This is a genomic window from Pelomonas sp. V22, assembly GCF_030014915.1.
In the GTDB taxonomy this organism is placed as follows: Bacteria; Pseudomonadota; Gammaproteobacteria; order Burkholderiales; family Burkholderiaceae_C; genus JAUASW01.
Window position 1 is genome coordinate 1,870,406 of record NZ_JAGIXS010000001.1, and the last position, 24,043, is coordinate 1,894,448.

General features: G+C 61.7%; 36 protein-coding genes and 2 tRNA genes. 2 read left to right on the plus strand and 36 right to left on the minus strand.

Annotation, left to right across the window (positions count from 1 at the left end; translation table 11 throughout):
• Positions 1–71: 71 nt before the first annotated feature.
• Complete coding sequence (locus tag J7U46_RS08465; protein WP_282824680.1) at positions 72–989, plus strand: LysR substrate-binding domain-containing protein; 918 nt, start codon at positions 72–74, stop codon at positions 987–989.
• A gap of 74 nt (positions 990–1,063) precedes the next feature.
• Here the strand turns inward: J7U46_RS08465 and J7U46_RS08470 are convergent.
• From J7U46_RS08470 to rpsL, 36 genes are all read right to left on the minus strand, one after another.
• Positions 1,064–1,140 (minus strand) — tRNA-Met (locus tag J7U46_RS08470).
• A gap of 70 nt (positions 1,141–1,210) precedes the next feature.
• Positions 1,211–1,287, minus strand: a tRNA-Met gene (locus J7U46_RS08475).
• A 36-nt stretch (positions 1,288–1,323) separates the two neighbouring features.
• Positions 1,324–3,132 (minus strand): protein-disulfide reductase DsbD, encoded by a 1,809-nt coding sequence (gene dsbD / locus J7U46_RS08480; RefSeq protein ID WP_282824682.1) that lies wholly within the window; start codon positions 3,130–3,132, stop codon positions 1,324–1,326.
• 173 nt (positions 3,133–3,305) lie between these two features.
• A complete protein-coding gene (gene rplQ, locus J7U46_RS08485; protein WP_282824684.1) occupies positions 3,306–3,695 on the minus strand; it encodes a 50S ribosomal protein L17 in 390 nt (129 codons plus the stop codon).
• A gap of 157 nt (positions 3,696–3,852) precedes the next feature.
• The gene (gene rpoA, locus J7U46_RS08490; RefSeq protein ID WP_282824686.1) at positions 3,853–4,842 is read right to left on the minus strand and encodes a DNA-directed RNA polymerase subunit alpha; all 990 of its coding nucleotides are present in this window, start codon (positions 4,840–4,842) and stop codon (positions 3,853–3,855) included.
• 135 nt (positions 4,843–4,977) lie between these two features.
• Positions 4,978–5,601, minus strand: coding sequence for a 30S ribosomal protein S4 (rpsD, locus tag J7U46_RS08495; RefSeq protein ID WP_282824688.1), 624 nt, complete (start codon positions 5,599–5,601; stop codon positions 4,978–4,980).
• Positions 5,602–5,820: 219 nt separating this feature from the next.
• Positions 5,821–6,225 (minus strand): 30S ribosomal protein S11, encoded by a 405-nt coding sequence (gene rpsK, locus J7U46_RS08500; protein ID WP_056194196.1) that lies wholly within the window; start codon positions 6,223–6,225, stop codon positions 5,821–5,823.
• Between the two features lie 29 nt (positions 6,226–6,254).
• Entirely contained in the window at positions 6,255–6,620 is a 366-nt protein-coding gene (gene rpsM / locus J7U46_RS08505; RefSeq protein ID WP_137945220.1) for a 30S ribosomal protein S13, read from the minus strand.
• Positions 6,621–6,654: 34 nt separating this feature from the next.
• Complete coding sequence (rpmJ, locus tag J7U46_RS08510) at positions 6,655–6,768, minus strand: 50S ribosomal protein L36 (protein WP_077036445.1); 114 nt, start codon at positions 6,766–6,768, stop codon at positions 6,655–6,657.
• A gap of 198 nt (positions 6,769–6,966) precedes the next feature.
• Positions 6,967–8,280 (minus strand): preprotein translocase subunit SecY, encoded by a 1,314-nt coding sequence (gene secY, locus J7U46_RS08515; RefSeq protein WP_282824695.1) that lies wholly within the window; start codon positions 8,278–8,280, stop codon positions 6,967–6,969.
• A gap of 20 nt (positions 8,281–8,300) precedes the next feature.
• Positions 8,301–8,732: a 50S ribosomal protein L15 gene (rplO, locus tag J7U46_RS08520; protein WP_282824697.1), complete on the minus strand. Its 432-nt coding sequence runs from the start codon at positions 8,730–8,732 to the stop codon at positions 8,301–8,303.
• 28 nt (positions 8,733–8,760) lie between these two features.
• Complete coding sequence (rpmD, locus tag J7U46_RS08525) at positions 8,761–8,943, minus strand: 50S ribosomal protein L30 (protein WP_282824699.1); 183 nt, start codon at positions 8,941–8,943, stop codon at positions 8,761–8,763.
• A 25-nt stretch (positions 8,944–8,968) separates the two neighbouring features.
• Complete coding sequence (rpsE, locus tag J7U46_RS08530) at positions 8,969–9,487, minus strand: 30S ribosomal protein S5 (protein WP_282824700.1); 519 nt, start codon at positions 9,485–9,487, stop codon at positions 8,969–8,971.
• Between the two features lie 18 nt (positions 9,488–9,505).
• Positions 9,506–9,871: a 50S ribosomal protein L18 gene (rplR, locus tag J7U46_RS08535; protein ID WP_282824702.1), complete on the minus strand. Its 366-nt coding sequence runs from the start codon at positions 9,869–9,871 to the stop codon at positions 9,506–9,508.
• Positions 9,872–9,882: 11 nt separating this feature from the next.
• Positions 9,883–10,416, minus strand: a complete 534-nt coding sequence (rplF, locus tag J7U46_RS08540; protein WP_282824704.1) for a 50S ribosomal protein L6 — start codon at positions 10,414–10,416, stop codon at positions 9,883–9,885.
• Positions 10,417–10,434: 18 nt separating this feature from the next.
• Entirely contained in the window at positions 10,435–10,830 is a 396-nt protein-coding gene (gene rpsH, locus J7U46_RS08545) for a 30S ribosomal protein S8 (protein ID WP_282824706.1), read from the minus strand.
• A gap of 23 nt (positions 10,831–10,853) precedes the next feature.
• On the minus strand, positions 10,854–11,159 hold the full coding sequence (gene rpsN, locus J7U46_RS08550) for a 30S ribosomal protein S14 (RefSeq protein WP_282824708.1): 306 nt from the start codon (positions 11,157–11,159) through the stop codon (positions 10,854–10,856).
• A gap of 8 nt (positions 11,160–11,167) precedes the next feature.
• A complete protein-coding gene (rplE, locus tag J7U46_RS08555) occupies positions 11,168–11,707 on the minus strand; it encodes a 50S ribosomal protein L5 (protein ID WP_282824710.1) in 540 nt (179 codons plus the stop codon).
• 10 nt (positions 11,708–11,717) lie between these two features.
• Complete coding sequence (gene rplX / locus J7U46_RS08560; protein ID WP_282824712.1) at positions 11,718–12,035, minus strand: 50S ribosomal protein L24; 318 nt, start codon at positions 12,033–12,035, stop codon at positions 11,718–11,720.
• 25 nt (positions 12,036–12,060) lie between these two features.
• Complete coding sequence (gene rplN / locus J7U46_RS08565; protein WP_088286487.1) at positions 12,061–12,429, minus strand: 50S ribosomal protein L14; 369 nt, start codon at positions 12,427–12,429, stop codon at positions 12,061–12,063.
• Positions 12,430–12,688: 259 nt separating this feature from the next.
• On the minus strand, positions 12,689–13,198 hold the full coding sequence (locus J7U46_RS08570; RefSeq protein WP_282824714.1) for a peroxiredoxin: 510 nt from the start codon (positions 13,196–13,198) through the stop codon (positions 12,689–12,691).
• A 125-nt stretch (positions 13,199–13,323) separates the two neighbouring features.
• Positions 13,324–13,593 carry a 30S ribosomal protein S17 gene (rpsQ, locus tag J7U46_RS08575; protein WP_282824716.1) on the minus strand — a complete coding sequence of 90 codons (270 nt, stop codon included), beginning with the start codon at positions 13,591–13,593 and terminating at the stop codon, positions 13,324–13,326.
• Complete coding sequence (gene rpmC / locus J7U46_RS08580) at positions 13,593–13,790, minus strand: 50S ribosomal protein L29 (protein WP_282824718.1); 198 nt, start codon at positions 13,788–13,790, stop codon at positions 13,593–13,595. Before rpmC ends, rpsQ begins: the two co-directional genes overlap by 1 nt.
• Positions 13,791–13,804: 14 nt before the next feature.
• A complete protein-coding gene (gene rplP, locus J7U46_RS08585; RefSeq protein ID WP_282824720.1) occupies positions 13,805–14,221 on the minus strand; it encodes a 50S ribosomal protein L16 in 417 nt (138 codons plus the stop codon).
• 2 nt (positions 14,222–14,223) lie between these two features.
• Entirely contained in the window at positions 14,224–15,084 is an 861-nt protein-coding gene (gene rpsC, locus J7U46_RS08590; RefSeq protein ID WP_282824722.1) for a 30S ribosomal protein S3, read from the minus strand.
• Between the two features lie 14 nt (positions 15,085–15,098).
• Positions 15,099–15,428: a 50S ribosomal protein L22 gene (rplV, locus tag J7U46_RS08595; protein ID WP_282824724.1), complete on the minus strand. Its 330-nt coding sequence runs from the start codon at positions 15,426–15,428 to the stop codon at positions 15,099–15,101.
• A gap of 11 nt (positions 15,429–15,439) precedes the next feature.
• Positions 15,440–15,718: a 30S ribosomal protein S19 gene (gene rpsS, locus J7U46_RS08600; protein ID WP_282824726.1), complete on the minus strand. Its 279-nt coding sequence runs from the start codon at positions 15,716–15,718 to the stop codon at positions 15,440–15,442.
• 10 nt (positions 15,719–15,728) lie between these two features.
• Positions 15,729–16,553: a 50S ribosomal protein L2 gene (gene rplB, locus J7U46_RS08605; RefSeq protein WP_282824728.1), complete on the minus strand. Its 825-nt coding sequence runs from the start codon at positions 16,551–16,553 to the stop codon at positions 15,729–15,731.
• A complete protein-coding gene (gene rplW / locus J7U46_RS08610) occupies positions 16,553–16,867 on the minus strand; it encodes a 50S ribosomal protein L23 (protein ID WP_282824730.1) in 315 nt (104 codons plus the stop codon). The genes rplB and rplW overlap by 1 nt, the downstream gene beginning before the upstream one ends.
• A complete protein-coding gene (gene rplD / locus J7U46_RS08615) occupies positions 16,864–17,484 on the minus strand; it encodes a 50S ribosomal protein L4 (RefSeq protein ID WP_282824732.1) in 621 nt (206 codons plus the stop codon). Before rplD ends, rplW begins: the two co-directional genes overlap by 4 nt.
• Positions 17,484–18,155 (minus strand): 50S ribosomal protein L3, encoded by a 672-nt coding sequence (gene rplC, locus J7U46_RS08620; RefSeq protein WP_282825031.1) that lies wholly within the window; start codon positions 18,153–18,155, stop codon positions 17,484–17,486. Before rplC ends, rplD begins: the two co-directional genes overlap by 1 nt.
• A gap of 222 nt (positions 18,156–18,377) precedes the next feature.
• Positions 18,378–18,689: a 30S ribosomal protein S10 gene (gene rpsJ, locus J7U46_RS08625; RefSeq protein ID WP_173121442.1), complete on the minus strand. Its 312-nt coding sequence runs from the start codon at positions 18,687–18,689 to the stop codon at positions 18,378–18,380.
• A 101-nt stretch (positions 18,690–18,790) separates the two neighbouring features.
• Positions 18,791–19,981, minus strand: coding sequence for an elongation factor Tu (gene tuf, locus J7U46_RS08630; protein ID WP_282824736.1), 1,191 nt, complete (start codon positions 19,979–19,981; stop codon positions 18,791–18,793).
• 142 nt (positions 19,982–20,123) lie between these two features.
• Positions 20,124–22,226, minus strand: coding sequence for an elongation factor G (fusA, locus tag J7U46_RS08635; RefSeq protein ID WP_282824738.1), 2,103 nt, complete (start codon positions 22,224–22,226; stop codon positions 20,124–20,126).
• A gap of 69 nt (positions 22,227–22,295) precedes the next feature.
• Complete coding sequence (gene rpsG, locus J7U46_RS08640) at positions 22,296–22,766, minus strand: 30S ribosomal protein S7 (protein WP_056194782.1); 471 nt, start codon at positions 22,764–22,766, stop codon at positions 22,296–22,298.
• A gap of 167 nt (positions 22,767–22,933) precedes the next feature.
• Entirely contained in the window at positions 22,934–23,308 is a 375-nt protein-coding gene (rpsL, locus tag J7U46_RS08645; RefSeq protein ID WP_282824742.1) for a 30S ribosomal protein S12, read from the minus strand.
• 272 nt (positions 23,309–23,580) lie between these two features.
• Here rpsL and J7U46_RS08650 point away from each other — a divergent pair, with 272 nt between their 5' ends.
• Complete coding sequence (locus J7U46_RS08650) at positions 23,581–24,024, plus strand: PIN domain-containing protein (RefSeq protein WP_282824744.1); 444 nt, start codon at positions 23,581–23,583, stop codon at positions 24,022–24,024.
• Positions 24,025–24,043: the final 19 nt, after the last annotated feature.

Sequence of the window (24,043 nt, forward strand, 5' to 3'; positions counted from 1 at the left end):
AACCCACAAGCGAGAAGTTTTTGTCGCATGCATTAGCTGAGCTGATCCATCCAGGGCCTAGCATCGCGCCCATGAGACGCCATCTGCACCACCTGAACGCCCTGCGCTGCTTCGAGGCAGCGGCACGTCGGCTCTCGTTCACCCTGGCGGCGACGGAGTTGCACATCACACAGGCGGCGGTCAGCCATCAGGTGCGCGCGCTCGAGGAGGCACTGGGCCAGCCGCTGTTCGAGCGCCGGCCGCGCCAGGTTCGCCTCACGGCGGCGGGCGAGCGCCTGGTGGGCGTGCTGTCCAGCAGCTTCGACCGCATCGACGAGCTGATGGGCCAACTCAAGCAACGCGATCAGCAAGCCCAGAGCCTGCAGCTGGCGGTCACGCCCAGCTTCTCCAGCCGCTGGTTGATGCCTCGATTGCCGCGCTTCTGGGACGCGCACCCCGACATCGAACTGCACCTGCACCACAGCACGCAGGGCGATGCCTTGAGCCGGGGCACGGCCGAGGCGGCCGTGGTCTGGACCGTGGAGCCGCCACCCCGCGTGTGGGCGCAGCGCCTGTTCGGCACCTCGCTCACGCCGGTGTGCGCCCCCACCTTGCCGCGCGCCGCGCAGCCACTGGACAGCCCGGCGGCCCTGCGCCACTACCCGCTGCTGCACGAAGACAGCCATGAGGACTGGGCCCGCTGGATGAGCGCCGCCGGCGTTCCCGACCTGCCGGTGCGGCAGGGCCAGCTGATCGACGACAGCAACGCCCTCTTGATGGCCGCCATGGCCGGCCGCGGCCTGGCCTTGGGCCGTCTCGCCCTGATCGAAGACGACCTGCGCGCCGGCCGGCTGCTGCGGCCGTTCGAGCTCAGCATCGAAGCCGAAGGTGCCTACTGGTTGCTGGCCTCACCGGCCTTGGCCGCCCAGCCGCGCTTTCGGGCGCTGGCGGCGTTCATGCAGGCGGAGAGTGACAGGGCCGAGAGCGTGGCGCCCCCCTTAGCAAGCTGAACGTGGCCGGCGGAAGCTGTGCCACGGCTGAGCACAAAGCAAAACGCCAACCCGAGGGTTGGCGTTGCTTGGCTTGGTTGCGGGGGCCGGATTTGAACCGACGACCTTTGGGTTATGAGCCCAACGAGCTACCAGACTGCTCCACCCCGCGACTGATCTTTAACGAAGAAGCCGCTCCTGGTTTGAGCGGCTTCCCTGGGTCTCATCGACCTTGAATTCCTTGGTTGCGGGGGCCGGATTTGAACCGACGACCTTTGGGTTATGAGCCCAACGAGCTACCAGACTGCTCCACCCCGCGACTGAAGCTAGCAGTATAGCTCATTTCTCAGGCGCTTCAGAGGCCGACGGCATCGAGCGTGCTGTTGAAACGCTGCGCGTCCTGGTAGCCGATCACGCGGGCGGCTTTCAGCTCCTGACCTTGGGCATCGAAAAAGATCGTGCCCGGCGGGCCGAAGAGCTTGAAGCGCTTGAGCAGTTCCTTGTCGTCCGCGTTGTTGGCCGTGACGTCGGCCTTCAGCAGCAACGCGCCTTCAAGACGTTTGCGGACGGACGCGTCACTGAAGGTGTAGCGCTCCATCTCCTTGCAGGACACACACCAGTCGGCATAGAAATCGAGCATCACCGGGCGGCCTGCATTGGCCACGGCCGCATCGAGCTCGGCAAGGCTGCGCACGGGCTGAAAGGCCAGACCCCGCCCGCTTGGCGAGCCGGCTTCGGCGCGAGCCATGGCCAGGCCGGCCAGTGGCTTCAGCGGGTCCGTGCCGCCGGCGGCGGCGCCCAGCAGCTGCAGCAGGCCGTAGACCAGCGCAACAACGGCGGCGGTCTTGCGCAACCAGGTGCGCGGCCGTCCGCTTGCATGGCCATGTTCGAACAGCCCCAGCATGGCGGCCGAGGCGATCAGCAGGGCGCCCCAGAGGGCTTGGGCCAGCGAGGCCGGCAGCACAGGCTGAACGGTCCACAGCGCCACACCCAGCAAGAGCATGCCGAAGAAATGCTTGACGCCATCCATCCAGGCGCCGGCGCGCGGCAGCAGAGCGCCAGCCGAGGCGCCCAGCAGCAGCAGCGGCACGCTCATGCCGCAAGCCAACGCGAACAAGGCGCCGCCACCGAGCAGCACGTCGCGCGTCTGGCTCAGATAGACGAGCGCGCCAGCCAGCGGCGCCGCAACACAAGGGCTGACGATCAGAGCCGAAACACCGCCCATCACGAACACGCCCGCGAAATGGCCGGCCGGCAGTTTCTGCGAGGCACTGGACAGGCCTCCTGTCATCGAGCTCGGCAGTTGCAGCTCGTAGACGCCGAACATCGACAGCGAGAACACGACCAGGGCGGTCGCGAACAGCGCCAGCACCCAGGGCTTTTGCAGCGCTGCGGCCAGGCCTTCGCCCGCCAGGCCGGCCGCAACGCCGAGGGCCGTGTAGACCAGGGCCATGCCGAGCGAGTAGCTGAGCGCCAGCAAGAAGCTGCGCCCCCGCGATGCGCGTGCGCCCTCGCCCACGATGATGGACGAAAGGATGGGCAGCATAGGCAGGACGCAAGGCGTCAACGACAACAGCAGGCCGGCCACGAAGAACACGCCGATGACGGTCCAGAACTGGCCGGACTGCAGAGCCGCGTCAAGGCGGCTGGACTCGGAGCTGCCGGCGATAGGCGCTTGGCTGCTCTGCTGCTGTGCTGCTACCGGCGTAGCAGCCGGTGCGGCGCTTGCGTCGGGCAGGCGCAGTTCCACCGTCGTCGTCTGGGGCGGGTAGCAAAGGCCCTTGTCGGCACAGCCCTGGCCGGTCACGCTGAGCTTGAACGGCCCGGCCGCCTGCGTGACGGGCACGCGGACGAGCAGTTGCTCGCGGTAGATCTCGACCGTCTTGTTGAAGGTCTCGTCGAACTTGGTCTTGCCGGCCGGCAGTACCGGCGCACCCAGGGTCGCACCGTTCGCCTCCACGCGGAACTGCTCGCGGTACATGTAGTAGCCCGGCGCGATCTCGTAGCGGACCTCGACGTTGCCGGCATCGATGGCCTTGACGCTCAGTTTGAAGGCCTGCTCAGGCTCCAGGAAGTCATCGGCACTGGCCAGCGCGGGCATCAGGACTGCGAGCACCAGGAGCAGAGGCCTGAACAGGCGTGGGAACAGCGAGAGCAAAGGCATGGCGTGCATCGTGGGCAAAGCAACTAACAATCTTCGGAGCCGCGCAGCTTAGCGCCAATCAACGGCGCCTGCGCGGCAGGGGGCTAGGGCGAAGTACAGGCGAAAAAAAGCCAGCGCGAGGCTGGCTTCTCTCTTGGAACTCACAGTGGACCGAAGCCCACCAGGTTCAGTGCTTACTCGACGGCTTCGCCAGCGGTTTCGCCTTCGGCGCGGTCCACCAGCTCAACAAAGGCCATCGGTGCGTTGTCGCCAACGCGGAAGCCCATCTTGAGGATGCGGGTGTAGCCGCCCGGACGGGCCTTGAAACGCGGGCCCAGTTCGTTGAACAGCTTGGTGACGATGTCGCGGTCACGCAGGCGGTCGAAAGCCAGGCGGCGGTTGGCCAGCGTGGGTTCCTTGGCCAGGGTGATCAGGGGCTCGACAACGCGGCGCAATTCCTTGGCCTTCGGGACCGTGGTCTTGATGGCTTCGTGCTGCAGCAGCGAGTTGCACATGTTGCGCAGCATCGCCTTGCGGTGTTCGGAGGTACGGTTCAGCTTACGGAGGCCGTTACGGTGACGCATGGTGCTTTCCTTTCAAAACTATGTAATACCGACAGCCGTATCAGGTACTGCCGGGTGCACCGGATGGGGTTGGTCAGCGCCCCATCCATCTTCTTCAAAACACGAGACTGACCTTCTCGCGGAGGTGGCCGGCAGCGAACCGCCGGCCAGATTCAAATCAACGCTTGTCGAGACCTTGCGGCGGCCAGTTCTCGAGACGCGCACCCAAGGTCAGGCCACGCGAAGCCAGCACTTCCTTGATTTCGTTGAGCGACTTGCGACCCAGGTTCGGGGTCTTCAGCAGCTCGGTCTCGGTGCGCTGGATCAGGTCGCCGATGTAATAGATGTTTTCGGCCTTCAGGCAGTTGGCCGAACGCACGGTCAGTTCCAGCTCGTCCACCGGACGCAGCAGGATCGGATCGAAGCTGCTCGAGCGCTGAGCCGGCTGGTCGAAAGCATCGACCAGGTCGGTGCCTTGCAGCTGTGCGAACACGGCGAGTTGTTCAACCAGGATCTTGGCCGAGGCCCGGATCGCTTCCTCGGGCGAGATGGCGCCGTTGGTTTCGATTTCCATGACCAGCTTGTCCAGGTCGGTACGCTGCTCGACGCGGGCGTTTTCGACGGCGTAGCTGACGCGGCGGACCGGCGAGAACGAAGCATCCAGGACGATGCGGCCAATGCTCTTGGTCGGCTCGTCGCCATAACGCCGCATCGTGCCGGGCACATAGCCACGGCCCTTCTCGACCTTGATTTGCATGTCCAGCTTGCCGCCTTGCGACAGATGGGCGATGACGTGGTCGGGATTGATGATCTCGACGTCGTGCGGAGTCTGGATGTCGGCTGCGGTGACCGGGCCATCGCCTTCCTTGCGCAGGACCAGGGTCACTTCTTCACGGTTGTGCAGGCGGAACACCACGCCCTTGAGGTTCAGCATGATGTGAACCACGTCTTCTTGCACACCGTCGATGGCCGAGTACTCGTGCAGGACGCCAGCGATCGTCACTTCCGTCGGCGCATAACCCACCATCGAGGACAGCAACACACGGCGCAGGGCATTGCCCAGGGTGTGGCCATAGCCGCGTTCAAACGGCTCGAGCGTGACCTTGGCGCGATGGCCACCCAGGGGCTCGACATTGATGGATTTGGGCTTGAGCAGATTTGTTTGCATGAGGTCTTTCTTTCAATACCCTCGGTTCGTTACACCGATAAGGCTGAGGGACCAACCGTCCGCAGCGGGGAATCCGATACAGACGATGAAAAGCCGGCCTCGCCCTCCAGGGCGCTGCCGGCCAGTACGGGTTGCTTAACGCGAGTACAACTCGACGATCAGCGACTCGTTGATCTCGGCGCCGAACTCGTCGCGGTCAGGCGTCTTCTTGAAGATACCTTCCAGCTTCGTGCCGTCGACCTGAACCCAAGCCGGCAGACCGATGGAATCGGCCAGCTTGAAGGCGTCGATGATGCGCAGCTGCTTCTTGGCCTTTTCACGGACGGCAACGGTGTCGCCAGCCTTGACCAGGTAGGAAGCGATGTTGACGACTTCACCGTTCACGGTGATGCCCTTGTGCGAGACCAGCTGGCGCGCTTCGGCACGGGTCGAACCGAAGCCCATGCGATAGACGACGTTGTCCAGACGCGATTCCAGCAGCGTCAGCAGGTTGACACCGGTCGAACCCTTGCGACGCTCGGCTTCGGCGAAGTAGCGGCGGAACTGACGCTCCAGCACGCCATACATGCGCTTGACCTTCTGCTTTTCGCGCAGCTGCAGACCGAAGTCGGAGGTGCGCTGACCCGAAGTGCGGCCGTGCTGGCCAGGCTTGGAGTCGAACTTGGCCTTGTCCGCGATGGAGCGACGGGCGCTCTTCAGGAACAGGTCAGTGCCTTCGCGGCGGGAAAGTTTGGCCTTGGGGCCGAGGTAACGTGCCACTTTGAGTGTCCTTGTTCAATCTGACGCAAGCCTCAAGCGAGGTCCTGCGCGAGTCTGGCCCGTATTTTTATCGGCTCAGACGGTGGGCTTATTGAAACCAGGGTATCCATGGAGGATGACCGCAGACTTCAGCAAAACGGCCGGCGCGGCACTTTCGTGCCCGCCGGCGCGGGAAAACGCGCGATTATGCCATCAGGCGCATCGACAGGCCAAATGGCCTTAGATGCGACGACGCTTCTGCGGACGGCAGCCGTTGTGCGGCACCGGCGTCACGTCAGAGATCGAGTTGATGCGGATGCCGAGCGCAGCCAGAGCGCGCACCGACGATTCGCGACCCGGTCCGGGGCCCTTGATCTTGACGTCGAGGTTCTTGATGCCCTGCTCTTGAGCAGCGCGGCCTGCGACTTCAGCAGCCACCTGGGCAGCGAAAGGCGTCGACTTGCGAGAGCCCTTGAAGCCCTGACCACCCGACGAAGCCCAGGACAGGGCGCCGCCTTGACGGTCGGTGATGGTGATGATGGTGTTGTTGAACGACGCGTGAACGTGCGCAATGCCGTCAGCAACGTTCTTGCGGACCTTCTTGCGGACGCGTTGGGCAGCCGAGTTATTGGGTGCTTTTGCCATGATGTCTTTCTTTCAATGCTGCCGCAGGATCACTTCTTGCCCGTGGCGGCCGACTTGCGCGGGCCTTTACGGGTGCGAGCGTTCGTGCGGGTGCGCTGACCGCGCATCGGCAGGCCACGGCGGTGACGGAAACCGCGGTAGCAGCCGAGGTCCATCAGGCGCTTGATGTTGATCGACATCTCACGGCGCAGATCGCCTTCGATGGTCATGCGGCCCACTTCTTCACGGATCTTTTCCAGATCAGCGTCGGTGAGGTCCTTGACCTTCTTGTCGAACGGAATACCGCAAGTGGTGCAGATCTTCTGGGCGGTCGTACGGCCAATGCCGTAGATCGAGGTCAGACCGATCTCAGTGTGCTTTTGCGGCGGAATGTTGATACCAGCAATACGTGCCATGTGCGTCCTCTAATTCGCTCGTGTCGTGCAGCAATCAGCCTTGGCGCTGCTTGTGGCGGGGATCTGTACAGATCACACGCACCACGCCCTTGCGGCGGATGACTTTGCAATTGCGGCACATTGCCTTGACGGATGCCGAAACTTTCATGGTCTGCTCCTTGACCTACTCAATATCGCTCTAAAGCGCGTCCGGGGACCTAGATTCACTCACTTCGCCCGGAACACGATGCGAGCACGACTCAAATCGTACTTTGTCAGCTCTCTTTGTCACCGGTGACGGGACGCAACGCGTCCACACTTACCTGCGACGTGTCGGAGAACGACTCGTCTAAAATTTCAACCTGCTTCAGCCAGCCTTGAAGTTGGCCTTCTTCAGCAGCGATTCGTACTGCTGACTCATCACGTAAGACTGAACTTGCGCCCAGAAGTCCATCGTGACAACCACGATGATCAACAGTGAGGTTCCACCAAAGTAGAACGGCACGTTGTACTTGAGATTCAAGAACTCCGGCAACAAGCAGACGGCCGTGATGTAGATGGCACCGGCCATCGTCAGGCGCGACAAGATCTTGTCAATATGCTTCGCAGTCTGCTCACCTGGGCGGATGCCCGGAATGAACGCGCCACTCTTCTTCAGGTTGTCTGCGGTCTCACGGCTGTTGAACACCAGCGCCGTGTAGAAGAAGCAGAAGAACACGATCGCAGCAGCGTAGAACAGCACGTAGATCGGCTGTCCAGGGCGCAGCATGTCGGCGATGTCCTTCAGCCAACGAAGGCTGTCACCCGTCGCGAACCAGCTCACCACCGTGGTCGGCAGCAGGATGATCGACGACGCAAAGATCGGCGGAATCACGCCCGACATGTTCAGCTTCAGCGGCAGGTGCGAACTCTGACCGCCGTACACCTTGTTGCCCACCTGGCGCTTGGCGTAATTCACCAAGATCTTGCGCTGACCGCGCTCGACAAACACCACCAGATAGGTCACAGCGACGACGATGGCACAGACGACCAGGAAGGACACAGCGCCCATCGAGCCCGTACGAACCAGCTCAGCCAAACCACCAATTGCGCCCGGCAAACCTGCAGCGATACCGCTGAAGATCAGGATCGAGATCCCGTTGCCCAGACCGCGCTCGGTGATCTGCTCACCCAGCCACATCAGGAACATCGTGCCAGCCACCAGGCTGGTCACCGCGGTCAGGCGGAAACCGAAACCCGGGCTGATCACCAGACCGGCCGAACTTTCAAGCGCCAGCGCAATGCTCAGCGATTGGAAGATGGCCAGGCCCAGCGTGGCGTAGCGCGTGTACTGCGTGGTCTTGCGACGCCCTGCTTCGCCTTCCTTCTTCAGCGCTTCCAACGCCGGCACCACATAACCCATCAACTGGATCACGATCGAGGCCGAGATGTAGGGCGTGATGCCCAGCGCGAAGACGGTAAAGCGCGACAGCGCACCGCCCGAGAACATATTGAACAGGCTCAGGATGCCACCTTCCTGACCCTTGAAGAACTGCTGCAGCTGAACCGGGTCGATACCGGGCACGGGGATATGCGCCCCGATGCGGTACACAACCAGAGCCAGCAGCAGGAACACAAGGCGGCGACGCAGGTCGCCGAACTTGCCGCTCTTGGCCAGTTGGTTTGCGTTGGTGGTAGCCACTGTGCCTAGTTCCTAGCGCTTCAGGCGACCGAGCCGCCAGCGGCTTCGATGGCAGCCTTGGCACCAGCCGTAGCAGCCACACCCTTCAGCACAACCTTGCGGCTGATGGAACCCGACAGGATGACCTTGACGTTCTTGGTCAGTTCGGGAACCAGGCCCACGGCCTTCAGCGTCAGCAGGTCGATCTCTTCGCCGGCCAGCGCTTGCAGATCACTCAGGTTGATCTCAGCGTTGTACGGACGAGCCAGCGACTTGAAGCCGCGCTTGGGCAGGCGACGCTGCAGGGGCATCTGGCCGCCTTCGAAGCCCACCTTGTGGTAGCCACCGGCACGCGACTTTTGACCCTTGTGACCACGGCCGGCAGTCTTGCCGAGGCCGGAGCCAATGCCACGGCCCACGCGACGCTTGGCGTGCTTGGCGCCAGCGGCAGGCTTGATGGTATTGAGTTGCATCTTCTAATCCTCTGTTCTGTTCAGGCGCTTACAGCACTTGAACGAGGTAGGCGATCTTGTTGATCATGCCGCGCACTGCCGGCGTGTCTTCCAACACGCTGGTGCTGTTCAGCTTGCGCAGGCCCAGGCCAGCCACGGTGGCACGGTGCGAAGCGCGGGTGCCGATGGGGCTGCGGACGAGCTTGACCGTCACGGTTTTCTTGTCAGACATGTTGAGTCTCTCCAGAACTGGTGAATCAGCCGACGATGTCTTCGACCGACTTACCGCGCTTGGCGGCGACTTCCGAAGCCGTGGTGGAGCGCTTCAGCGCGTCCAGCGTGGCGCGGACCATGTTGTACGGGTTGGTCGAACCGTGGCTCTTGGTCACGATGTCGGTCACGCCCATCACTTCGAACACAGCGCGCATCGGGCCGCCAGCGATCACGCCGGTACCGGTTGCTGCCGGGATCATCATGACGCGGGCAGCGCCGTGCTGGCCGGTCACGTTGTGGTGGATCGTGCCGTTCCGCAGGTTCACTTTGACCATGTTGCGACGAGCCGATTCCATGGCCTTCTGCACGGCGACCGGAACTTCCTTCGCCTTGCCCTTGCCCATGCCGATACGGCCGTCGCCGTCGCCGACCACCGTCAGTGCTGCGAAAGACAGCGTACGGCCGCCCTTCACCACCTTGGTGACGCGGTTGACCGCGATCATCTTTTCCTTCAGGCCGTCGTCGTTGCCTTCAGCCTGCGCGCGGGGTTGAAACTTTGCCATTTCTAAATCCTTTGTGCGTCAGAACTGCAGGCCAGCTTCGCGGGCTGCATCGGCCAGGGCCTTGATACGACCGTGGTAGGCGAAACCAGCGCGGTCGAAGGCAACCTTCTCGACGCCAGCAGCCTTGGCCTTCTCGGCGATGCGCTTGCCGATCAGCGTGGCGGCGGCAACGTTGCCACCCTTGCCATCGCCGCCCAGGGCTGCGCGGACTTCCTTCTCGGCCGTCGAGGCGCTGGCCAGCACACGGGCGCCGTCGTCGGAAATGACGCTGGCGTAGATGTGCAGGTTCGAGCGGAACACCGTCAGGCGTGCGACTTGCTGGATGGCAATGCGGACGCGGGTTTGGCGCGAACGACGGATGCGCTGTTCTTTCTTGGTCATCATGTCGCTGCTCCTTACTTCTTCTTGGTCTCTTTGAGAGAGACCTTCTCGTCGGAATAGCGGATGCCCTTGCCCTTGTAGGGCTCCGGCGGACGGAAGGCACGCACTTCTGCGGCGATCTGGCCCACCACTTGGCGGTCCGCACCCTTGATCAGGATTTCGGTCTGCGTGGCGCACTCAACCTTGATGCCAGCCGGCATGTCCTTCACCACGGGGTGAGAGAAACCGATTTGCAGGTTCAGCTTCTGACCTTGGGCTTGGGCACGGAAGCCCACGCCAACCAGGTTCAGCTTGCGCTCGAAGCCCTTGCTCACGCCGGTGACCATGTTGGCCACCAGAGCGCGCACGGTGCCGCTCATGGCATCGGCTTCGGCAGAGTCGTTGTTCGGCGTGAACGTCAGCTTGCCGCCTTCGTTCTTCACGGTCACCAGGGCGTTGACCGGGCGGGTCAGCGTGCCCAGGGTGCCCTTGACGCTGATCTGGTCAGCGTTGATGGTCACGTCCACACCTTGCGGGACGGCCACCGGCATTTTTCCTACGCGGGACATTGTCGTCTCTCCTTGCGCTTAAGCGACGTAGCAGAGCACTTCGCCGCCGATACCGGCTTGACGTGCTTTGCGGTCGGTCATCACACCTTGCGGGGTGGTGACGATCGCCACACCCAGGCCATTCATGACCTGGGGAATGTCGTGGCGGCCCTTGTAGATGCGCAGGCCGGGGCGGCTCACGCGCTCGATACGCTCGATCACCGGGCGACCGGCGTAGTACTTCAGCGCAATTTCCAGCTCGGGGCGAGCTGCGTCACCGCGCAGTGCGAAACCGTCGATGTAACCCTCATCCTTGAGGACCTTGGCGATCGCGACCTTCAGCTTGGAAGAAGGCATCACGACGCTGGTCTTCTCAACGCTCTGGGCGTTGCGAATGCGAGTCAGCATATCGGCGATAGGATCACTCATGCTCATACGAAATCTCCTAAACCTGCCGATTACCAGCTGGCCTTGACGACACCGGGGATGTCGCCCTTGAAGGCCAGTTCACGAATCTTGTTACGGGCCAGGCCGAACTTGCGGAACGTGCCGCGCGGACGACCGGTCAACTCGCAGCGATTGCGCAGGCGAGTCGGGTAGGCGTTGCGGGGCAGCTTCTGCAGCTCCAGGCGGGCGGCGTAGCGCTCTTCTTCCGACTTCTTGAAGTCGTTGATGATGGCCTTCAGTTCCGCATACTTCTTTGCGTACTTGGCGACCAGCTGTTCGCGCTTCAGTTCACGTTGCTTGATAGAGAGTTTTGCCATAGGGCACCTCAGTTCTTGAACGGAAACTTGAACGCAGCCAGCAGAGCCTTGGCTTCGTCGTCCGTCTTGGCCGTCGTCGTGATGCTGATGTTCAGACCACGCAGAGCATCCACCTTGTCGTATTCGATTTCGGGGAAGATGATCTGTTCTTTGACGCCGATGTTGTAGTTGCCGCGGCCGTCGAACGAACGACCTGAGATACCGCGGAAGTCGCGAACGCGCGGCAGCGCGATGGTGACGAAACGGTCCAGGAATTCGTACATCTGAACGCCACGCAGCGTGACCATGCAGCCGATGGGCACGTTGTCACGGATCTTGAAGCCGGCAATAGCCTTCTTCGACTTCGTGACCACGGGCTTCTGGCCGGCGATCTTGGTCAGGTCGCCCACGGCGTGGTCCATGACCTTCTTGTCGGCGACGGCTTCACTGACACCCATGTTCAGGGTGATCTTGGTGATGCGCGGCACTTCCATGATCGACTTGTAGCCAAACTTCTCAATGAGGCCTGGCACAACTTTTTCGCGGTAAATCGCTTGCAAACGAGCCATGTCGGACCTCTTAAGCCTTGATCTCTTCGCCGGTCGACTTGTAGACGCGCACCTTCTTGCCATCGGCGAGCAGCTTGATGCCCACGCGATCGGCCTTGCCGGATGCAGCGTTGAAAATCGCCACGTTGGATTGATGGATCGGCATCGTCTTGTCGACCACGCCGCCGGTGGTGCCCTTCATCGGGTTGGGCTTGACGTGCTTCTTGACGACATTGACGCCTTCCACCACCAGGTGGGAGTCATCGACACGCTGCGACACAGTGCCGCGCTTGCCCTTGTCGCGGCCGGTCAGCACGATGACCTCGTCGCCTTTACGAATCTTGTTCATGGCAATACCTTTGTCTTGAGAGGGCTCAGAGCACCTCAGGCGCCAGCGACACGATCTTCATGAAGCGCTCGGTACGCAGTTCACGCGTCACCGGGCCAAAGATACGGGTGCCGATCGGCTCCAGCTTGGCGTTCAGCAGGACGGCAGCATTGCCGTCGAACTTGACCAGCGAACCGTCCTGGCGACGCACGCCCTTGGCGGTACGAACGACCACAGCGCTGTAGACCTCGCCCTTCTTGACGCGACCACGCGGAGCAGCTTCTTTGATGCTGACCTTTATGATGTCGCCAATGCCGGCATAACGACGCTTGGAACCGCCAAGCACCTTGATGCACATGACGGACTTGGCGCCAGTGTTATCCGCGACGTCGAGTCGCGATTGCATTTGAATCATGTCTATCCCCAACTTTTCCCGCATCAGTCGCGAAGCAACTTCAGTGGTCAGTCTTGGGCCCGTGGACCGATTGCAGCCTGCTGGCTGCGCCCGGCGGTTATGGGCGGATCCGAGGCCAAAACGCATTGCTAAATGCGCCTGACGTTCGGCGAAGCTTTGCATTATGCGCGATTACCCGAAGCGCTGTCAAGCACTCAGGGTGCGCAATTCTGAAATCTCTCTCGATGGCCTTCAGGTGGCCTTGTTCAGGTGGCCCTTTTCAAGCGGCCTTGGCCTGGGCCAGCATCGTCGCAGCGTCACTGACCTCGAACTTGCCCGGACCCTCCACGTTCAACGTCTTGACCACGCCATCGACCAGCAGCATCGAGTAGCGCTGCGAGCGCAGACCCAGACCCTTGGCGGTCAGGTCCAGCGTCAGGCCGGTCGCCTTGGCGAAGTCGGCACTGCCGTCGGCCATCATGTGGACTTTGCCGCCCGTCTGCTGGTCGCGGCCCCAAGCGCCCATGACGAAGGCGTCATTGACCGAGATGCACCAGATTTCATCGACACCTGCAGCACGCAACGCGTCGTAGTTCTGGACGTAGCCAGGCACATGCTGGGCCGAACAGGTCGGGGTGAAGGCGCCAGGCAGGGCAAACACGGCAATCTTCTTGCCAGCCGTGGCCTTTTCGATGTCGAAGCTGTTCGGGCCGATGGAGCAGCCTTCGCCCTCGACTTCGATGAATTCCTGCAGCGTGCCTGCGGGCACGCGGTCACCAATCTTCAGCATGGGAGGTCTCCTTCTTGTGCTTCGGTCAATGAGAAAAGTAAAAGGGCCGGGTTGCTGGCTTGCAGCGACCCGGCCCATCTGATCAGCACAGGGCAAGCCCTGCGGCAATCAAGTCTTCAGTGCGATCAGACCAGCTGAGCCTTCTCGACCAGGCGGGTAACGACCCAGCTCTTGGTCTTGGACAGCGGACGGCCTTCAGCGATCTCGACGACATCACCCATCTTGTACTCGCCATTTTCATCATGGGCGTGGTACTTGCGCGAGTGAGCGACGATCTTGCCGTACAGCTCATGCTTGGAACGACGCTCGACCAGGACCGTGACGGTCTTGGAACGCTTGTCGCTGACCACGCGACCCACCAGGGTACGGGTGTTCTTTTCTTGAGCTTGCGTCATCACACGGCTCCCTTCTTCTTCTCGGCCAAGACAGTCTTGACGCGAGCGATGTCGCGACGGGTCTTGCCCAGCACCGAGTGGTTCGTGAGCTGTTGGGTCGCCTTTTGCATGCGCAGGCCGAAATGGGCCTTGAGCAGGTCGGTCACTTCCTTTTCGAGGGCAGCGACGTCCTTGCCACGCAGTTCAGATGCTTTCATGGTGTCCTCTCCAATCAGGTACCGACTTGGCGAGCAACGAAGGTGCAACGCAGGGGCAGCTTTGCAGCAGCCAGCGTGAACGCTTCGCGAGCCAGAGTTTCCGGCACACCATTGACTTCGTAGAGCACCTTGCCAGGCTGAATTTCAGCGACGTAGTACTCCGGATTGCCCTTACCGTTACCCATACGGACTTCGGCAGGCTTCTGGGAGATCGGCTTGTCCGGGAAGATGCGGATGAAGATGCGACCACCGCGCTTGATGTGGCGCGAGATCGCACGACGTGCAGCTTCAATCTGGCGGGCCGTCAGACGGCCACGCTCAGTTGCCTTCAGGCCGAAATCGCCGAAAGACACGGCAGCACCGCGGGTTGCAACACCAGTGTTACGACCCTTTTGCTCCTTGCGGTATTTGCGACGAGCTGGTTGCAGCATTGTTATTCTCCTTTGGCCTCGCCAGCAGCCGGAGCGGCGGGCTTACGCACCACACGCTTGGCAGCAGGCTTGGCATCGCCGGCGGCGGCTTCAGCAGCCGGGGCAGCACCATCACGCGGACCACGATCGCCACCCGGACGGCCACGGCCGGTCGGGGCACCCGGGCGGGTGTTGCGACGCGGACGACGGTCATCTTCAGCGCCTGCAGGCGTGTTGATCACCGGAGCATCGCCATTGGCCAGGCGGTCGCCACGATAGACCCAGACCTTGACGCCGATGACGCCGTAGGTGGTCTTGGCTTCCGAGGTGCCGTAGTCGATGTCGGCACGCAGGGTGTGCAGAGGCACACGGCCTTCGCGATACCACTCGGTACGAGCGATTTCGATGCCGTTCAGACGGCCGGCAGACATGATCTTGATGCCTTGGGCGCCCAGACGCATCGCGTTCTGCATCGCACGCTTCATGGCGCGACGGAACATGATGCGCTTTTCCAGCTGCTGGGTGATCGAGTCGGCGATCAGCTGTGCATCGATTTCAGGCTTGCGCACTTCTTCGATGTTCACTGCCACCGGCACGCCCAGACGCTTGGTCAGTTCGGCCTTCAGGCTTTCGATGTCTTCGCCCTTCTTGCCGATCACCACGCCCGGACGAGCCGAGTAAATGGTAATGCGGGCGTTCTTGGCGGGGCGCTCGATCAGGATGCGCGAGACGGCGGCATTCTTCAGCTTGGCCTTGAGGTACTCACGCACGCGCAGATCTTCGGCCAGCATCGTGGCGAAGTTCTGGTTGTTCGCGTACCAGCGCGACGCCCAGTTACGGGTGACGGGCAGGCGGAAGCCGGTTGGGTGGATTTTCTGTCCCATAGTCTTCCTTAGCCTCAGTTACCGACCGAGACGAAAATGTGGCACGTGGGCTTGCTGATGCGATTGCCGCGGCCCTTGGCACGGGCAGAGAATCGCTTCAGAGTGGCACCTTGTTCCACATAGATCGAGGTGACCTTGAGCTCATCAATGTCAGCGCCGTCGTTGTGCTCGGCGTTGGCGATGGCGCTTTCCAGCGCCTTCTTGATGATCAGGGCGGCCTTCTTCTGCGTGAATTCCAGGATGTTCAGCGCTTGGTCCACCTTCTTGCCGCGGATCAGGTCCGCCACCAGGCGGCCCTTATCGCAGGAGAGGCGAACGCCGCGAACGATTGCTTTGGTTTCCATCGTTGGCATCCTTACTTCTTCCCGGCCTTCTTGTCGGCCGGGTGGCCCTTGAAGGTGCGGGTCAGTGCGAATTCACCCAGCTTGTGACCGACCATCTGGTCAGACACATAAACCGGCACGTGCTGCTTGCCGTTGTGCACAGCGATCGTCAGACCGATGAACTCGGGCAGGATCGTCGAGCGACGCGACCAGGTCTTGATAGGCTTCTTGTCCTTGTTGGCAACCGCCTTGTCGACCTTGGCCAACAGGTGGCCGTCAACGAACGGGCCCTTCTTCAGTGAACGAGTCATGGCCTACCCTTTACTTCTTGCGACGCGAAACGATGAACGTCTGCGTGCGCTTGTTGTTACGAGTGCGGTAGCCCTTCGTGAGGGTGTTCCACGGCGACACAGGCGCCTGGCCTTCACCGGTACGACCTTCACCACCACCGTGCGGGTGATCCACCGGGTTCATTGCCACACCGCGAACGGTCGGGCGGATACCCTTCCAGCGGATCGCGCCGGCCTTGCCGTACTGGCGCAGGCTGTGCTCTTCGTTGGAGACCTCGCCAATCGTGGCGCGGCAGTCGATGTGGATGCGACGGACTTCACCCGAGCGCAGGCGGACCTGAGCGTAGGTGCCTTCACGTGCCATCAGCACAGCAGACGTACCAGCCGAGCGAATGATCTGCGCGCCCTTGCCAGGCAGCAGTTCAATGCAATGGATGGTCGAACCCACCGGGATGTTGCGGATCGGCAGCGTGTTGCCGGCCTTGATCGGGGCTTCAGCACCGCTCAAGATCGTTGCACCGACTTCCAGACCACGCGGGGCGATCACATAGCGACGCTCACCGTCGGCATAGCACACCAGAGCGATGTGAGCCGTGCGGTTCGGGTCGTATTCAATCGTCTCAACCTTGGCCGGAATACCGTCCTTGTTGCGCTTGAAGTCGACGACGCGGTAGTGGTGCTTGTGACCACCGCCCTTGTGGCGAATCGTGATGTGACCGTTGTTGTTACGGCCAGAATTCTGGATTTGCGGCTCAAGCAAAGCTGCGTGGGGCGCACCCTTGTGCAGATGCTTGTGCACCACCTTCACAACGGCACGGCGGCCGGGCGAGGTTGGCTTGACTTTAACGACGGCCATTACGCAGCCTCCCCGGAGAAGTTGAGCTCTTGGCCCGCCTTCAGCGACACATACGCCTTCTTGACGTGGTCACGACGGCCAGCACGGCCACCAAAGCGCTTGGTCTTGCCCTTCACGTTCACCACGTTCACAGCCTCAACCTCGACCTTGAACATCAGTTCAACAGCGGCCTTGATTTCGGGCTTGGTGGCGTCGCGCAGGACCTTGAACAGCACTTGGTTGTTCTTTTCGGCGATTGCCGTGGCCTTCTCGGAAACGATGGGGGCCAGCAGCACCGAGGCCAGACGGCCTTCAGAATATTTCGGGGCGCTCATGCCAGCATCTCCTTGAGTTGCTCCATCGCGGCCTTGGTCACCAGCACCTTCTTGTAGTGAACCAGGGACAGCGGATCGGCGTAACGCGGCTCGCAAACCAGCACGTTGGCCAGGTTGCGCGAAGCCAGCGCCAGGTTGTCGTCCACTTCGTCAGCGATCAGCATCACCGAGTCCAGGCCCATGGCCTTGAACTTGGCTGCCAGCAGCTTGGTCTTTGGGGCTTCGAGTGCAATCGAATCCACCACGGCCAGGCGGCCTTCGCGAGCCAGCTGCGAGAGGATGGCGGCCATACCGGCGCGGTACATCTTCTTGTTCAGCTTGTGCGTGAAGTTTTCGTCGGGCATGTTCGGGAAAATCCGACCACCCCCGCGCCACAGCGGCGAAGACGTCATACCAGCACGCGCGCGACCCGTACCCTTTTGGCGGAACGGCTTCTTCGTCGAGTGATGGACTTGTTCGCGGTCCTTCTGGGCACGGGTGCCTTGGCGGGCGTTGGCCTGGAAGGCCACGACCACCTGGTGCACCAGGGCTTCGTTGTAATCGCGAGCAAACACGGTGTCAGGAGCGTCCACCTTGGAGGTGGCCTGACCTTGCTCATTCAGGAGCTCGAGCTGCATCAGTTGGCTCCCTTCTTGACCTTGACCTTGACGGCAGGACGAACGACAACGTGGCCGTTCTTCGAGCCAGGCACAGCACCGCGGACCAGCAGCAGTTGACGGGCTTCGTCAACGCGCACGATGTCCAGGTTCTGCGTCGTCACGGTTTCGTCGCCCATGTGACCGGTCATCTTCTTGCCCGGGAACACGCGACCAGGATCCTGCGCCATCGAGATGGAACCAGGAACGTTGTGCGAACGGCTGTTGCCGTGCGAGGCGCGCTGCGAGCTGAAGTTGTGGCGCTTGATGGTGCCGGCAAAGCCCTTACCAATCGAAGTGCCCTGCACGTCGACGACCTGGCCCACTGCGAACAAGGACACAGGCACTTGAGCGCCCGGCTTGTACTCAGCAGCCACATCGGCGGCAACGCGGAATTCCTTCAGGATTTCGCCGGCTTCAACACCTGCCTTGGCGAGGTGGCCAGCTTCCGGCTTGGTGACGCGCGATGCTTTGCGCGTACCGAACGCCACTTGAATGGCGCTGTAGCCGTCAGTCTCTTCGGTCTTGACCTGGGTCACGCGGTTGTTGGACACATCCAGCACCGTCACAGGGATGGCGTCGCCATCGTCCGTGAAGATGCGCATCATGCCCACCTTGCGGCCCAGCAATCCGAGACGATTGCTAAGACTCATGTTTTTTCTCCAAATGCCTGACATCGATTGGTCAGGCTGACCAAATGCGCCGCCTCTGGTAAAGGCCAAAACGGCGCGCTTCAACCCACCTTCGGAGACACCGAAGGCGGAAAAGCGGCGAGTATAGCGTGAACCCTAGGTTCAGCGCAAGCTACAGCGCCAAAAGACAAACGGCGCCCGAAGGCGCCGTTTGCTGTTTGCGACCCGAGGGCCGCGGCCGCATTACTGCAGCTTGATTTCGACGTCCACGCCGGCCGGCAGGTCGAGCTTCATCAGCGCGTCAACCGTCTTGTCGGTGGGATCGACGATGTCCATCAGGCGCTGGTGCGTACGGATTTCGAACTGGTCGCGCGAGGTCTTGTTGACGTGCGGCGAACGCAGGATGTCGAAACGCTGCATGCGCGTCGGCAGGGGCACCGGGCCCTTGACGATGGCGCCAGTACGCTTGGCGGTTTCCACGATTTCCAGAGCCGATTGGTCGATCAACTTGTAGTCGAAGGCCTTCAGGCGGATGCGGATCTTTTGCTTTTGCATGATTCTTCCTTCAAAAGAGCGTGCGGCAGGCCGGAAGACCTGGCCGCGAGTTTTTGTGAGGTCCGGATCGGCGGGCGATCCGGACTGATCACGCAAAAGTTTTACTCGAGGATGGTGGCAACCACACCCGAACCGACGGTACGGCCACCTTCACGGATAGCGAAGCGCAGGCCTTGCTCCATGGCGATGGGGGCGATCAGCTTCACGGTGATGCTGACGTTGTCGCCAGGCATGACCATTTCCTTGTCCTTGGGCAGCTCCACGGCACCCGTCACGTCCGTCGTGCGGAAGTAGAACTGGGGACGATAGTTGTTGAAGAACGGCGTGTGACGGCCGCCTTCTTCCTTGGACAGGACGTAGATCTCAGCCGTGAAGTGCGTGTGCGGCTTGATCGAACCCGGCTTGGCCAGCACTTGGCCACGCTCGACGTCTTCACGCTTGGTGCCGCGCAGCAGGATACCGACGTTGTCGCCAGCCTGACCTTGGTCCAGCAGCTTGCGGAACATTTCCACGCCGGTCACGGTGGTCTTCTGCACGTCGCGGATGCCCACGACTTCGATTTCCTCGCCGACCTTGATGATGCCGCGCTCGACGCGACCGGTCACCACGGTGCCACGGCCCGAGATCGAGAACACGTCTTCCACCGGCAGCAGGAAGGCGCCGTCAACGGCACGGTCCGGCTGGGGGATGTACGTGTCCAGCGCATCGGCCAGACGCATGATGGCTTGCTCGCCCAGGTCGCCCGTGTCGCCTTCCAGCGCCAGCTTGGCCGAACCCTTGATGATCGGGGTGTCGTCGCCCGGGAAGTCGTACTTCGAGAGCAGCTCGCGCACTTCCATTTCGACCAGCTCGAGCAGCTCGGCGTCGTCGACCATGTCGCACTTGTTCAGGAAGACGATGATGTACTTCACACCGACCTGACGCGCCAGCAGGATGTGCTCGCGGGTTTGCGGCATCGGGCCGTCAGCGGCCGAGCACACCAGGATCGCGCCGTCCATCTGGGCGGCGCCAGTGATCATGTTCTTCACATAGTCGGCGTGGCCCGGGCAGTCCACGTGAGCGTAGTGGCGATTGGCCGTTTCGTACTCGACGTGAGCGGTGTTGATCGTGATGCCACGGGCCTTTTCTTCAGGAGCCGCGTCGATCTGGTCGTAGGCCTTGGCCTCGCCACCGAACTTCTTCGACAGCACGGTTGCAATAGCAGCCGTCAGCGTGGTCTTGCCGTGGTCAACGTGACCGATCGTGCCCACATTGACGTGCGGCTTGGTCCGTTCGAATTTACCTTTTGCCATTTCAAATCTCCAGAAAAGAGCATTCGCCAGTCTGTTGGTTTAGCGTTTCCATCGAGCCCTTGATTCCCGCCGACTGGCAAACGGGAGAACTTCGACGAAGACGAATTGGAAAAGCCGAGGCCACTAGGCCTCGGCTCAGGTCTTACTTGCCGCGAGCGGTGATGATGGCGTCAGCGACGTTCTTCGGGGCTTCCGAGTAGTGCTTGAACTCCATCGTGTACGTGGCACGGCCTTGCGACATCGAGCGCAGGGTCGTCGAGTAGCCGAACATTTCCGACAGCGGGACTTCGGCCTTGATGACCTTGCCGCCACCGACCATGTCGTCCATGCCTTGCACCATGCCACGACGGCTGGACAGGTCGCCCATCACGTTACCAGCGTAGTCTTCCGGCGTTTCGACTTCCACGGCCATCATCGGCTCCAGGATCACCGGCGAAGCCTTGCGGCAGCCTTCCTTGAAGCCCATCGAAGCGGCCATCTTGAACGCGTTTTCGTTCGAGTCGACTTCGTGGTACGAACCGAAGGTCAGCGTGACCTTCACGTCCACGACCGGGAAGCCGGCCAGCACGCCGTTCGGCAGGCTGTCCAGGATGCCCTTTTCGACCGCAGGGATGAATTCGCGAGGAACCACACCGCCCTTGATCGCGTCGACGAACTCGAAGCCCTTGCCGGCTTCTTGCGGCTCGACCGTCAGGACGACGTGACCGTACTGGCCCTTGCCGCCCGACTGACGCACGAACTTGCCTTCCACGTCGGTGGCCGACTTGCGGATGGTTTCGCGGTAGGCCACTTGCGGCTTGCCGACGTTGGCTTCCACGCCGAATTCGCGCTTCATGCGGTCGACAATGATTTCCAGGTGCAGTTCGCCCATGCCGGAAATGATGGTCTGGCCCGATTCTTCGTCGGTACGCAGGCGGAACGACGGATCTTCCTTGGCCAGGCGGCCCAGGGCGATACCCATCTTTTCCTGGTCGGCCTTGGTCTTGGGCTCGACGGCCTGCGAGATCACCGGCTCCGGGAACACCATCTTTTCGAGGGTGATGATCGATTCCGGATCGCACAGCGTTTCGCCGGTCGTCACGTCCTTCAGGCCCACGCAGGCGGCAATGTCGCCAGCCAGAATTTCCGAGATTTCTTCACGCTGGTTGGCGTGCATCTGCAGAATACGGCCGATACGCTCCTTCTTGCCGCGGATCGGGTTGAACACCGAGTCGCCCGACTTCAGCACGCCCGAATAGACGCGCACGAAGGTCAGCTGGCCCACATACGGGTCCGTCATCAGCTTGAAAGCCAGGGCCGAGAACTTGGCCGTGTCCGAAGCGTCGCGGGTCGTCGGCTGGTCGTCTTCGTCGGTGCCAGGAACCGGCGGGACGTCGATCGGCGACGGCATGAAGTCGATCACGCCGTCCAGCATGCGCTGCACGCCCTTGTTCTTGAAGGCCGTGCCGCAGAACATCGGCTGGATTTCAGCAGCGATGGTGCGCGTACGGATGCCTTGAACGATGTCCTCTTCGGTCAGTTCGCCCGACTCGAGGTACTTGTTCATCATGTCTTCGCTGGACTCGGCAGCCGCTTCGACCATGTTGTCACGCCACTTCTGAGCATCAGCCAGCATGTCAGCCGGGATGTCGCGGTAGTCGAACTTCATGCCCTGCGACGCTTCGTCCCAGAAGATGGCCTTCATCTTGATCAGGTCGATCACGCCCTTGAAGTTTTCTTCGGCGCCGATCGGCAGAACGATGGGCACCGGGTTCGCCTTCAGGCGCAGCTTCATCTGGTCGACGACCTTGTAGAAGTTGGCACCAGTACGGTCCATCTTGTTCACAAAGGCCAGACGCGGCACCTTGTACTTGTTGGCCTGACGCCAGACGGTTTCCGACTGCGGCTGCACGCCGCCCACGGCGCAATACACCATGCAGGCGCCGTCCAGGACGCGCATCGAGCGCTCGACTTCAATGGTGAAGTCCACGTGTCCGGGGGTGTCGATGATGTTGATGCGGTGCTCGGGGCGGGCCAGGTCCATGCCCTTCCAGAAGCAGGTCGTGGCAGCGGACGTGATCGTGATGCCGCGCTCCTGCTCTTGCTCCATCCAGTCCATGGTGGCCGCGCCATCATGCACTTCACCGATCTTGTGGTTCACGCCCGTGTAAAACAGGATACGTTCGGTCGTGGTGGTCTTGCCAGCATCGATGTGCGCAGAGATACCGATATTGCGGTAGCGCTCGATGGGGGTCTTGCGGGCCATGGTATTGCTCCAAATGCAGTGAGCCGCCATCGGGTTGGTGGAAACCCGAGGCGGCTAGAGGGGTCTAGTTTAGAAGCGGAAGTGCGAGAAAGCCTTGTTGGCTTCAGCCATGCGGTGAACTTCGTCGCGCTTCTTCATCGCGCCGCCACGGCCTTCAGCGGCCTCCAGCAGCTCGTTGGCCAGACGTTGGGCCATCGACTTCTCGCCACGCTTGCGGGCGGATTCCTTCAGCCAGCGCATAGCCAGAGCCATACGGCGGACAGGGCGAACTTCCACGGGAACTTGGTAGTTCGCACCGCCGACGCGGCGGGACTTCACTTCAACCATCGGCTTGACGTTGTTCAGGGCGACCATGAACACTTCCAGCGGATCCTTGCCGATCTTCTTCTCGACTTGTTCCAGGGCACCGTAAATGATGCGCTCTGCAACAGCCTTCTTGCCCGATTCCATGATGACGTTCATGAACTTGGACAGATCGACGCTACCGAACTTCGGGTCAGGCAGGATCTCGCGCTTGGGTACTTCGCGACGACGTGGCATGGGAATCTTCCTCTTGCTTCAGTTGGCTCGGGGCTTGGCCCTTCACCGTTGAACAACCACCGGTACTGGGGTCATTCACTTACTCGGTTGCTGCGCCCTATCGGGTCGCACAAACCGCTAAACATCCGGCGCAGCACAAAGGCTGGCCATGACAAACTTTTTACTGCTTACTTCTTCGGGCGCTTCGCGCCGTACTTGGAACGCGACTGCTTGCGATCCTTGACGCCCTGCAGGTCGAGCGAACCGCGCACGATGTGGTAACGCACACCGGGCAAGTCCTTGACCCGGCCGCCGCGCACCAGCACGACGCTGTGCTCTTGCAGGTTGTGGCCTTCACCGCCGATGTACGAGATGACCTCGAAACCGTTGGTCAGGCGCACCTTGGCGACCTTACGCAGAGCCGAATTCGGCTTCTTCGGAGTCGTGGTGTACACGCGGGTGCAAACGCCGCGGCGCTGCGGGCAGTCCTGCATCGCCGGCGACTTGGATTTCGTGACCTCGGCCTGACGGCCTTGGCGCACGAGCTGATTGATAGTTGGCATAAGTAACTTGTTCCCGTTTGAAGTCACATCCCCCAGCAGCGACGGCCACAACGGCCGCAAACCGGGCTGAGCCACCGAATGTCGCCGTGTTTTGGAAACGAGCAAACGCACCACGCCGGAGCGCAGTGCGTCGAAGTTTCCAGAAAACCGACGCGCGTAGGCGCAGCAAAGCCTGCTGGAGAGCCCGCGATTGTAGACCAGCTAGGGTTTTCCGCACAAGGGGCGCATGAATTGCCTTGGCAGCCGGGGCTGGGCGCTATGCTGCGCGGCCCATGAATCCACCGCAAATCGTCATCGACACCCAGGTCGTCATGGACTGGCTGGTATTCCGCGAGCCCTCGATTGCCCCGCTGATCGAGGCTATCCAGGCCGGGCAAGTCGCCTGGATAGGCACGCCGAACATGAAGGCTGAGCTGTTCCACGTGCTGGGCAGAGGCGTTGCGGCCGACCGAAAGCCTGATCTCGGAGCGATTGACGATGCCTTCACCCGTTGGTGCCGAATCATCGACCCGGCGCCGCCCAAAGACCTCCGCCTGGTCTGCCGAGACCCGGACGACCAGATATTCATCGACCTGGCCGTATCCGCCGGCACACGTTGGCTGATCTCGCGCGACCGCGCCGTCTTGGCGCTGGCCAAGCGGGCAAACAAGCTCTGCGGCCTGGTGATCCAGAAGCCCGAGGTCTGGATCAAGGTCTGGACCGATTCCCAGCGCTAAGTAAAAAGGGCTGCCGACC

What these genes read in the sequence shown, in the direction of transcription:
- rpsQ (WP_282824716.1), bottom strand. Translation starts at nt 13,593, where the DNA reads ATGACGCAAGCTCAAGAAAAGAACACCCGTACCCTGGTGGGTCGCGTG.
- tuf (WP_282824736.1), bottom strand. Translation starts at nt 19,981, where the DNA reads ATGGCAAAAGGTAAATTCGAACGGACCAAGCCGCACGTCAATGTGGGC.
- rpsS (WP_282824726.1), bottom strand. Translation starts at nt 15,718, where the DNA reads ATGACTCGTTCACTGAAGAAGGGCCCGTTCGTTGACGGCCACCTGTTG.
- rplN (WP_088286487.1), bottom strand. Translation starts at nt 12,429, where the DNA reads ATGATTCAAATGCAATCGCGACTCGACGTCGCGGATAACACTGGCGCC.
- rplP (WP_282824720.1), bottom strand. Translation starts at nt 14,221, where the DNA reads ATGCTGCAACCAGCTCGTCGCAAATACCGCAAGGAGCAAAAGGGTCGT.
- J7U46_RS08650 (WP_282824744.1), top strand. Translation starts at nt 23,581, where the DNA reads ATGAATCCACCGCAAATCGTCATCGACACCCAGGTCGTCATGGACTGG.
- rpsE (WP_282824700.1), bottom strand. Translation starts at nt 9,487, where the DNA reads ATGGCAAAGTTTCAACCCCGCGCGCAGGCTGAAGGCAACGACGACGGC.
- rpsJ (WP_173121442.1), bottom strand. Translation starts at nt 18,689, where the DNA reads ATGCAAAAGCAAAAGATCCGCATCCGCCTGAAGGCCTTCGACTACAAG.
- rpmC (WP_282824718.1), bottom strand. Translation starts at nt 13,790, where the DNA reads ATGAAAGCATCTGAACTGCGTGGCAAGGACGTCGCTGCCCTCGAAAAG.
- rpsG (WP_056194782.1), bottom strand. Translation starts at nt 22,766, where the DNA reads ATGCCACGTCGTCGCGAAGTACCCAAGCGCGAGATCCTGCCTGACCCG.
- rplE (WP_282824710.1), bottom strand. Translation starts at nt 11,707, where the DNA reads ATGGCTCGTTTGCAAGCGATTTACCGCGAAAAAGTTGTGCCAGGCCTC.
- rpsM (WP_137945220.1), bottom strand. Translation starts at nt 6,620, where the DNA reads ATGGCACGTATTGCTGGTATCAACATTCCGCCGCAAAAGCACACTGAG.
- dsbD (WP_282824682.1), bottom strand. Translation starts at nt 3,132, where the DNA reads ATGCCTTTGCTCTCGCTGTTCCCACGCCTGTTCAGGCCTCTGCTCCTG.
- rpmD (WP_282824699.1), bottom strand. Translation starts at nt 8,943, where the DNA reads ATGTCTGACAAGAAAACCGTGACGGTCAAGCTCGTCCGCAGCCCCATC.
- rpsN (WP_282824708.1), bottom strand. Translation starts at nt 11,159, where the DNA reads ATGGCAAAACTCTCTATCAAGCAACGTGAACTGAAGCGCGAACAGCTG.
- rplR (WP_282824702.1), bottom strand. Translation starts at nt 9,871, where the DNA reads ATGATGACCAAGAAAGAACAGCGCATCCGTCGTTCGCGCCAAACCCGC.
- rplD (WP_282824732.1), bottom strand. Translation starts at nt 17,484, where the DNA reads ATGCAGCTCGAGCTCCTGAATGAGCAAGGTCAGGCCACCTCCAAGGTG.
- rpsH (WP_282824706.1), bottom strand. Translation starts at nt 10,830, where the DNA reads ATGAGCATGAGTGATCCTATCGCCGATATGCTGACTCGCATTCGCAAC.
- rpmJ (WP_077036445.1), bottom strand. Translation starts at nt 6,768, where the DNA reads ATGAAAGTTTCGGCATCCGTCAAGGCAATGTGCCGCAATTGCAAAGTC.
- rplF (WP_282824704.1), bottom strand. Translation starts at nt 10,416, where the DNA reads ATGTCCCGCGTAGGAAAAATGCCGGTGGCCGTCCCGCAAGGTGTGGAC.
- rplO (WP_282824697.1), bottom strand. Translation starts at nt 8,732, where the DNA reads ATGCAACTCAATACCATCAAGCCTGCCGCTGGCGCCAAGCACGCCAAG.
- rpsK (WP_056194196.1), bottom strand. Translation starts at nt 6,225, where the DNA reads ATGGCAAAAGCACCCAATAACTCGGCTGCCCAACGCGTCCGCAAGAAG.
- rpsC (WP_282824722.1), bottom strand. Translation starts at nt 15,084, where the DNA reads ATGGGACAGAAAATCCACCCAACCGGCTTCCGCCTGCCCGTCACCCGT.
- rplQ (WP_282824684.1), bottom strand. Translation starts at nt 3,695, where the DNA reads ATGCGTCACCGTAACGGCCTCCGTAAGCTGAACCGTACCTCCGAACAC.
- rpoA (WP_282824686.1), bottom strand. Translation starts at nt 4,842, where the DNA reads ATGCAAACAAATCTGCTCAAGCCCAAATCCATCAATGTCGAGCCCCTG.
- rplW (WP_282824730.1), bottom strand. Translation starts at nt 16,867, where the DNA reads ATGAGCGCCCCGAAATATTCTGAAGGCCGTCTGGCCTCGGTGCTGCTG.
- fusA (WP_282824738.1), bottom strand. Translation starts at nt 22,226, where the DNA reads ATGGCCCGCAAGACCCCCATCGAGCGCTACCGCAATATCGGTATCTCT.
- rplC (WP_282825031.1), bottom strand. Translation starts at nt 18,155, where the DNA reads ATGAGTCTTAGCAATCGTCTCGGATTGCTGGGCCGCAAGGTGGGCATG.
- rplX (WP_282824712.1), bottom strand. Translation starts at nt 12,035, where the DNA reads ATGAACAAGATTCGTAAAGGCGACGAGGTCATCGTGCTGACCGGCCGC.
- J7U46_RS08465 (WP_282824680.1), top strand. Translation starts at nt 72, where the DNA reads ATGAGACGCCATCTGCACCACCTGAACGCCCTGCGCTGCTTCGAGGCA.
- J7U46_RS08570 (WP_282824714.1), bottom strand. Translation starts at nt 13,198, where the DNA reads ATGCTGAAGATTGGTGACCGCGTGCCCGCAGGCACGCTGCAGGAATTC.
- rplV (WP_282824724.1), bottom strand. Translation starts at nt 15,428, where the DNA reads ATGGAAACCAAAGCAATCGTTCGCGGCGTTCGCCTCTCCTGCGATAAG.
- rpsL (WP_282824742.1), bottom strand. Translation starts at nt 23,308, where the DNA reads ATGCCAACTATCAATCAGCTCGTGCGCCAAGGCCGTCAGGCCGAGGTC.
- rplB (WP_282824728.1), bottom strand. Translation starts at nt 16,553, where the DNA reads ATGGCCGTCGTTAAAGTCAAGCCAACCTCGCCCGGCCGCCGTGCCGTT.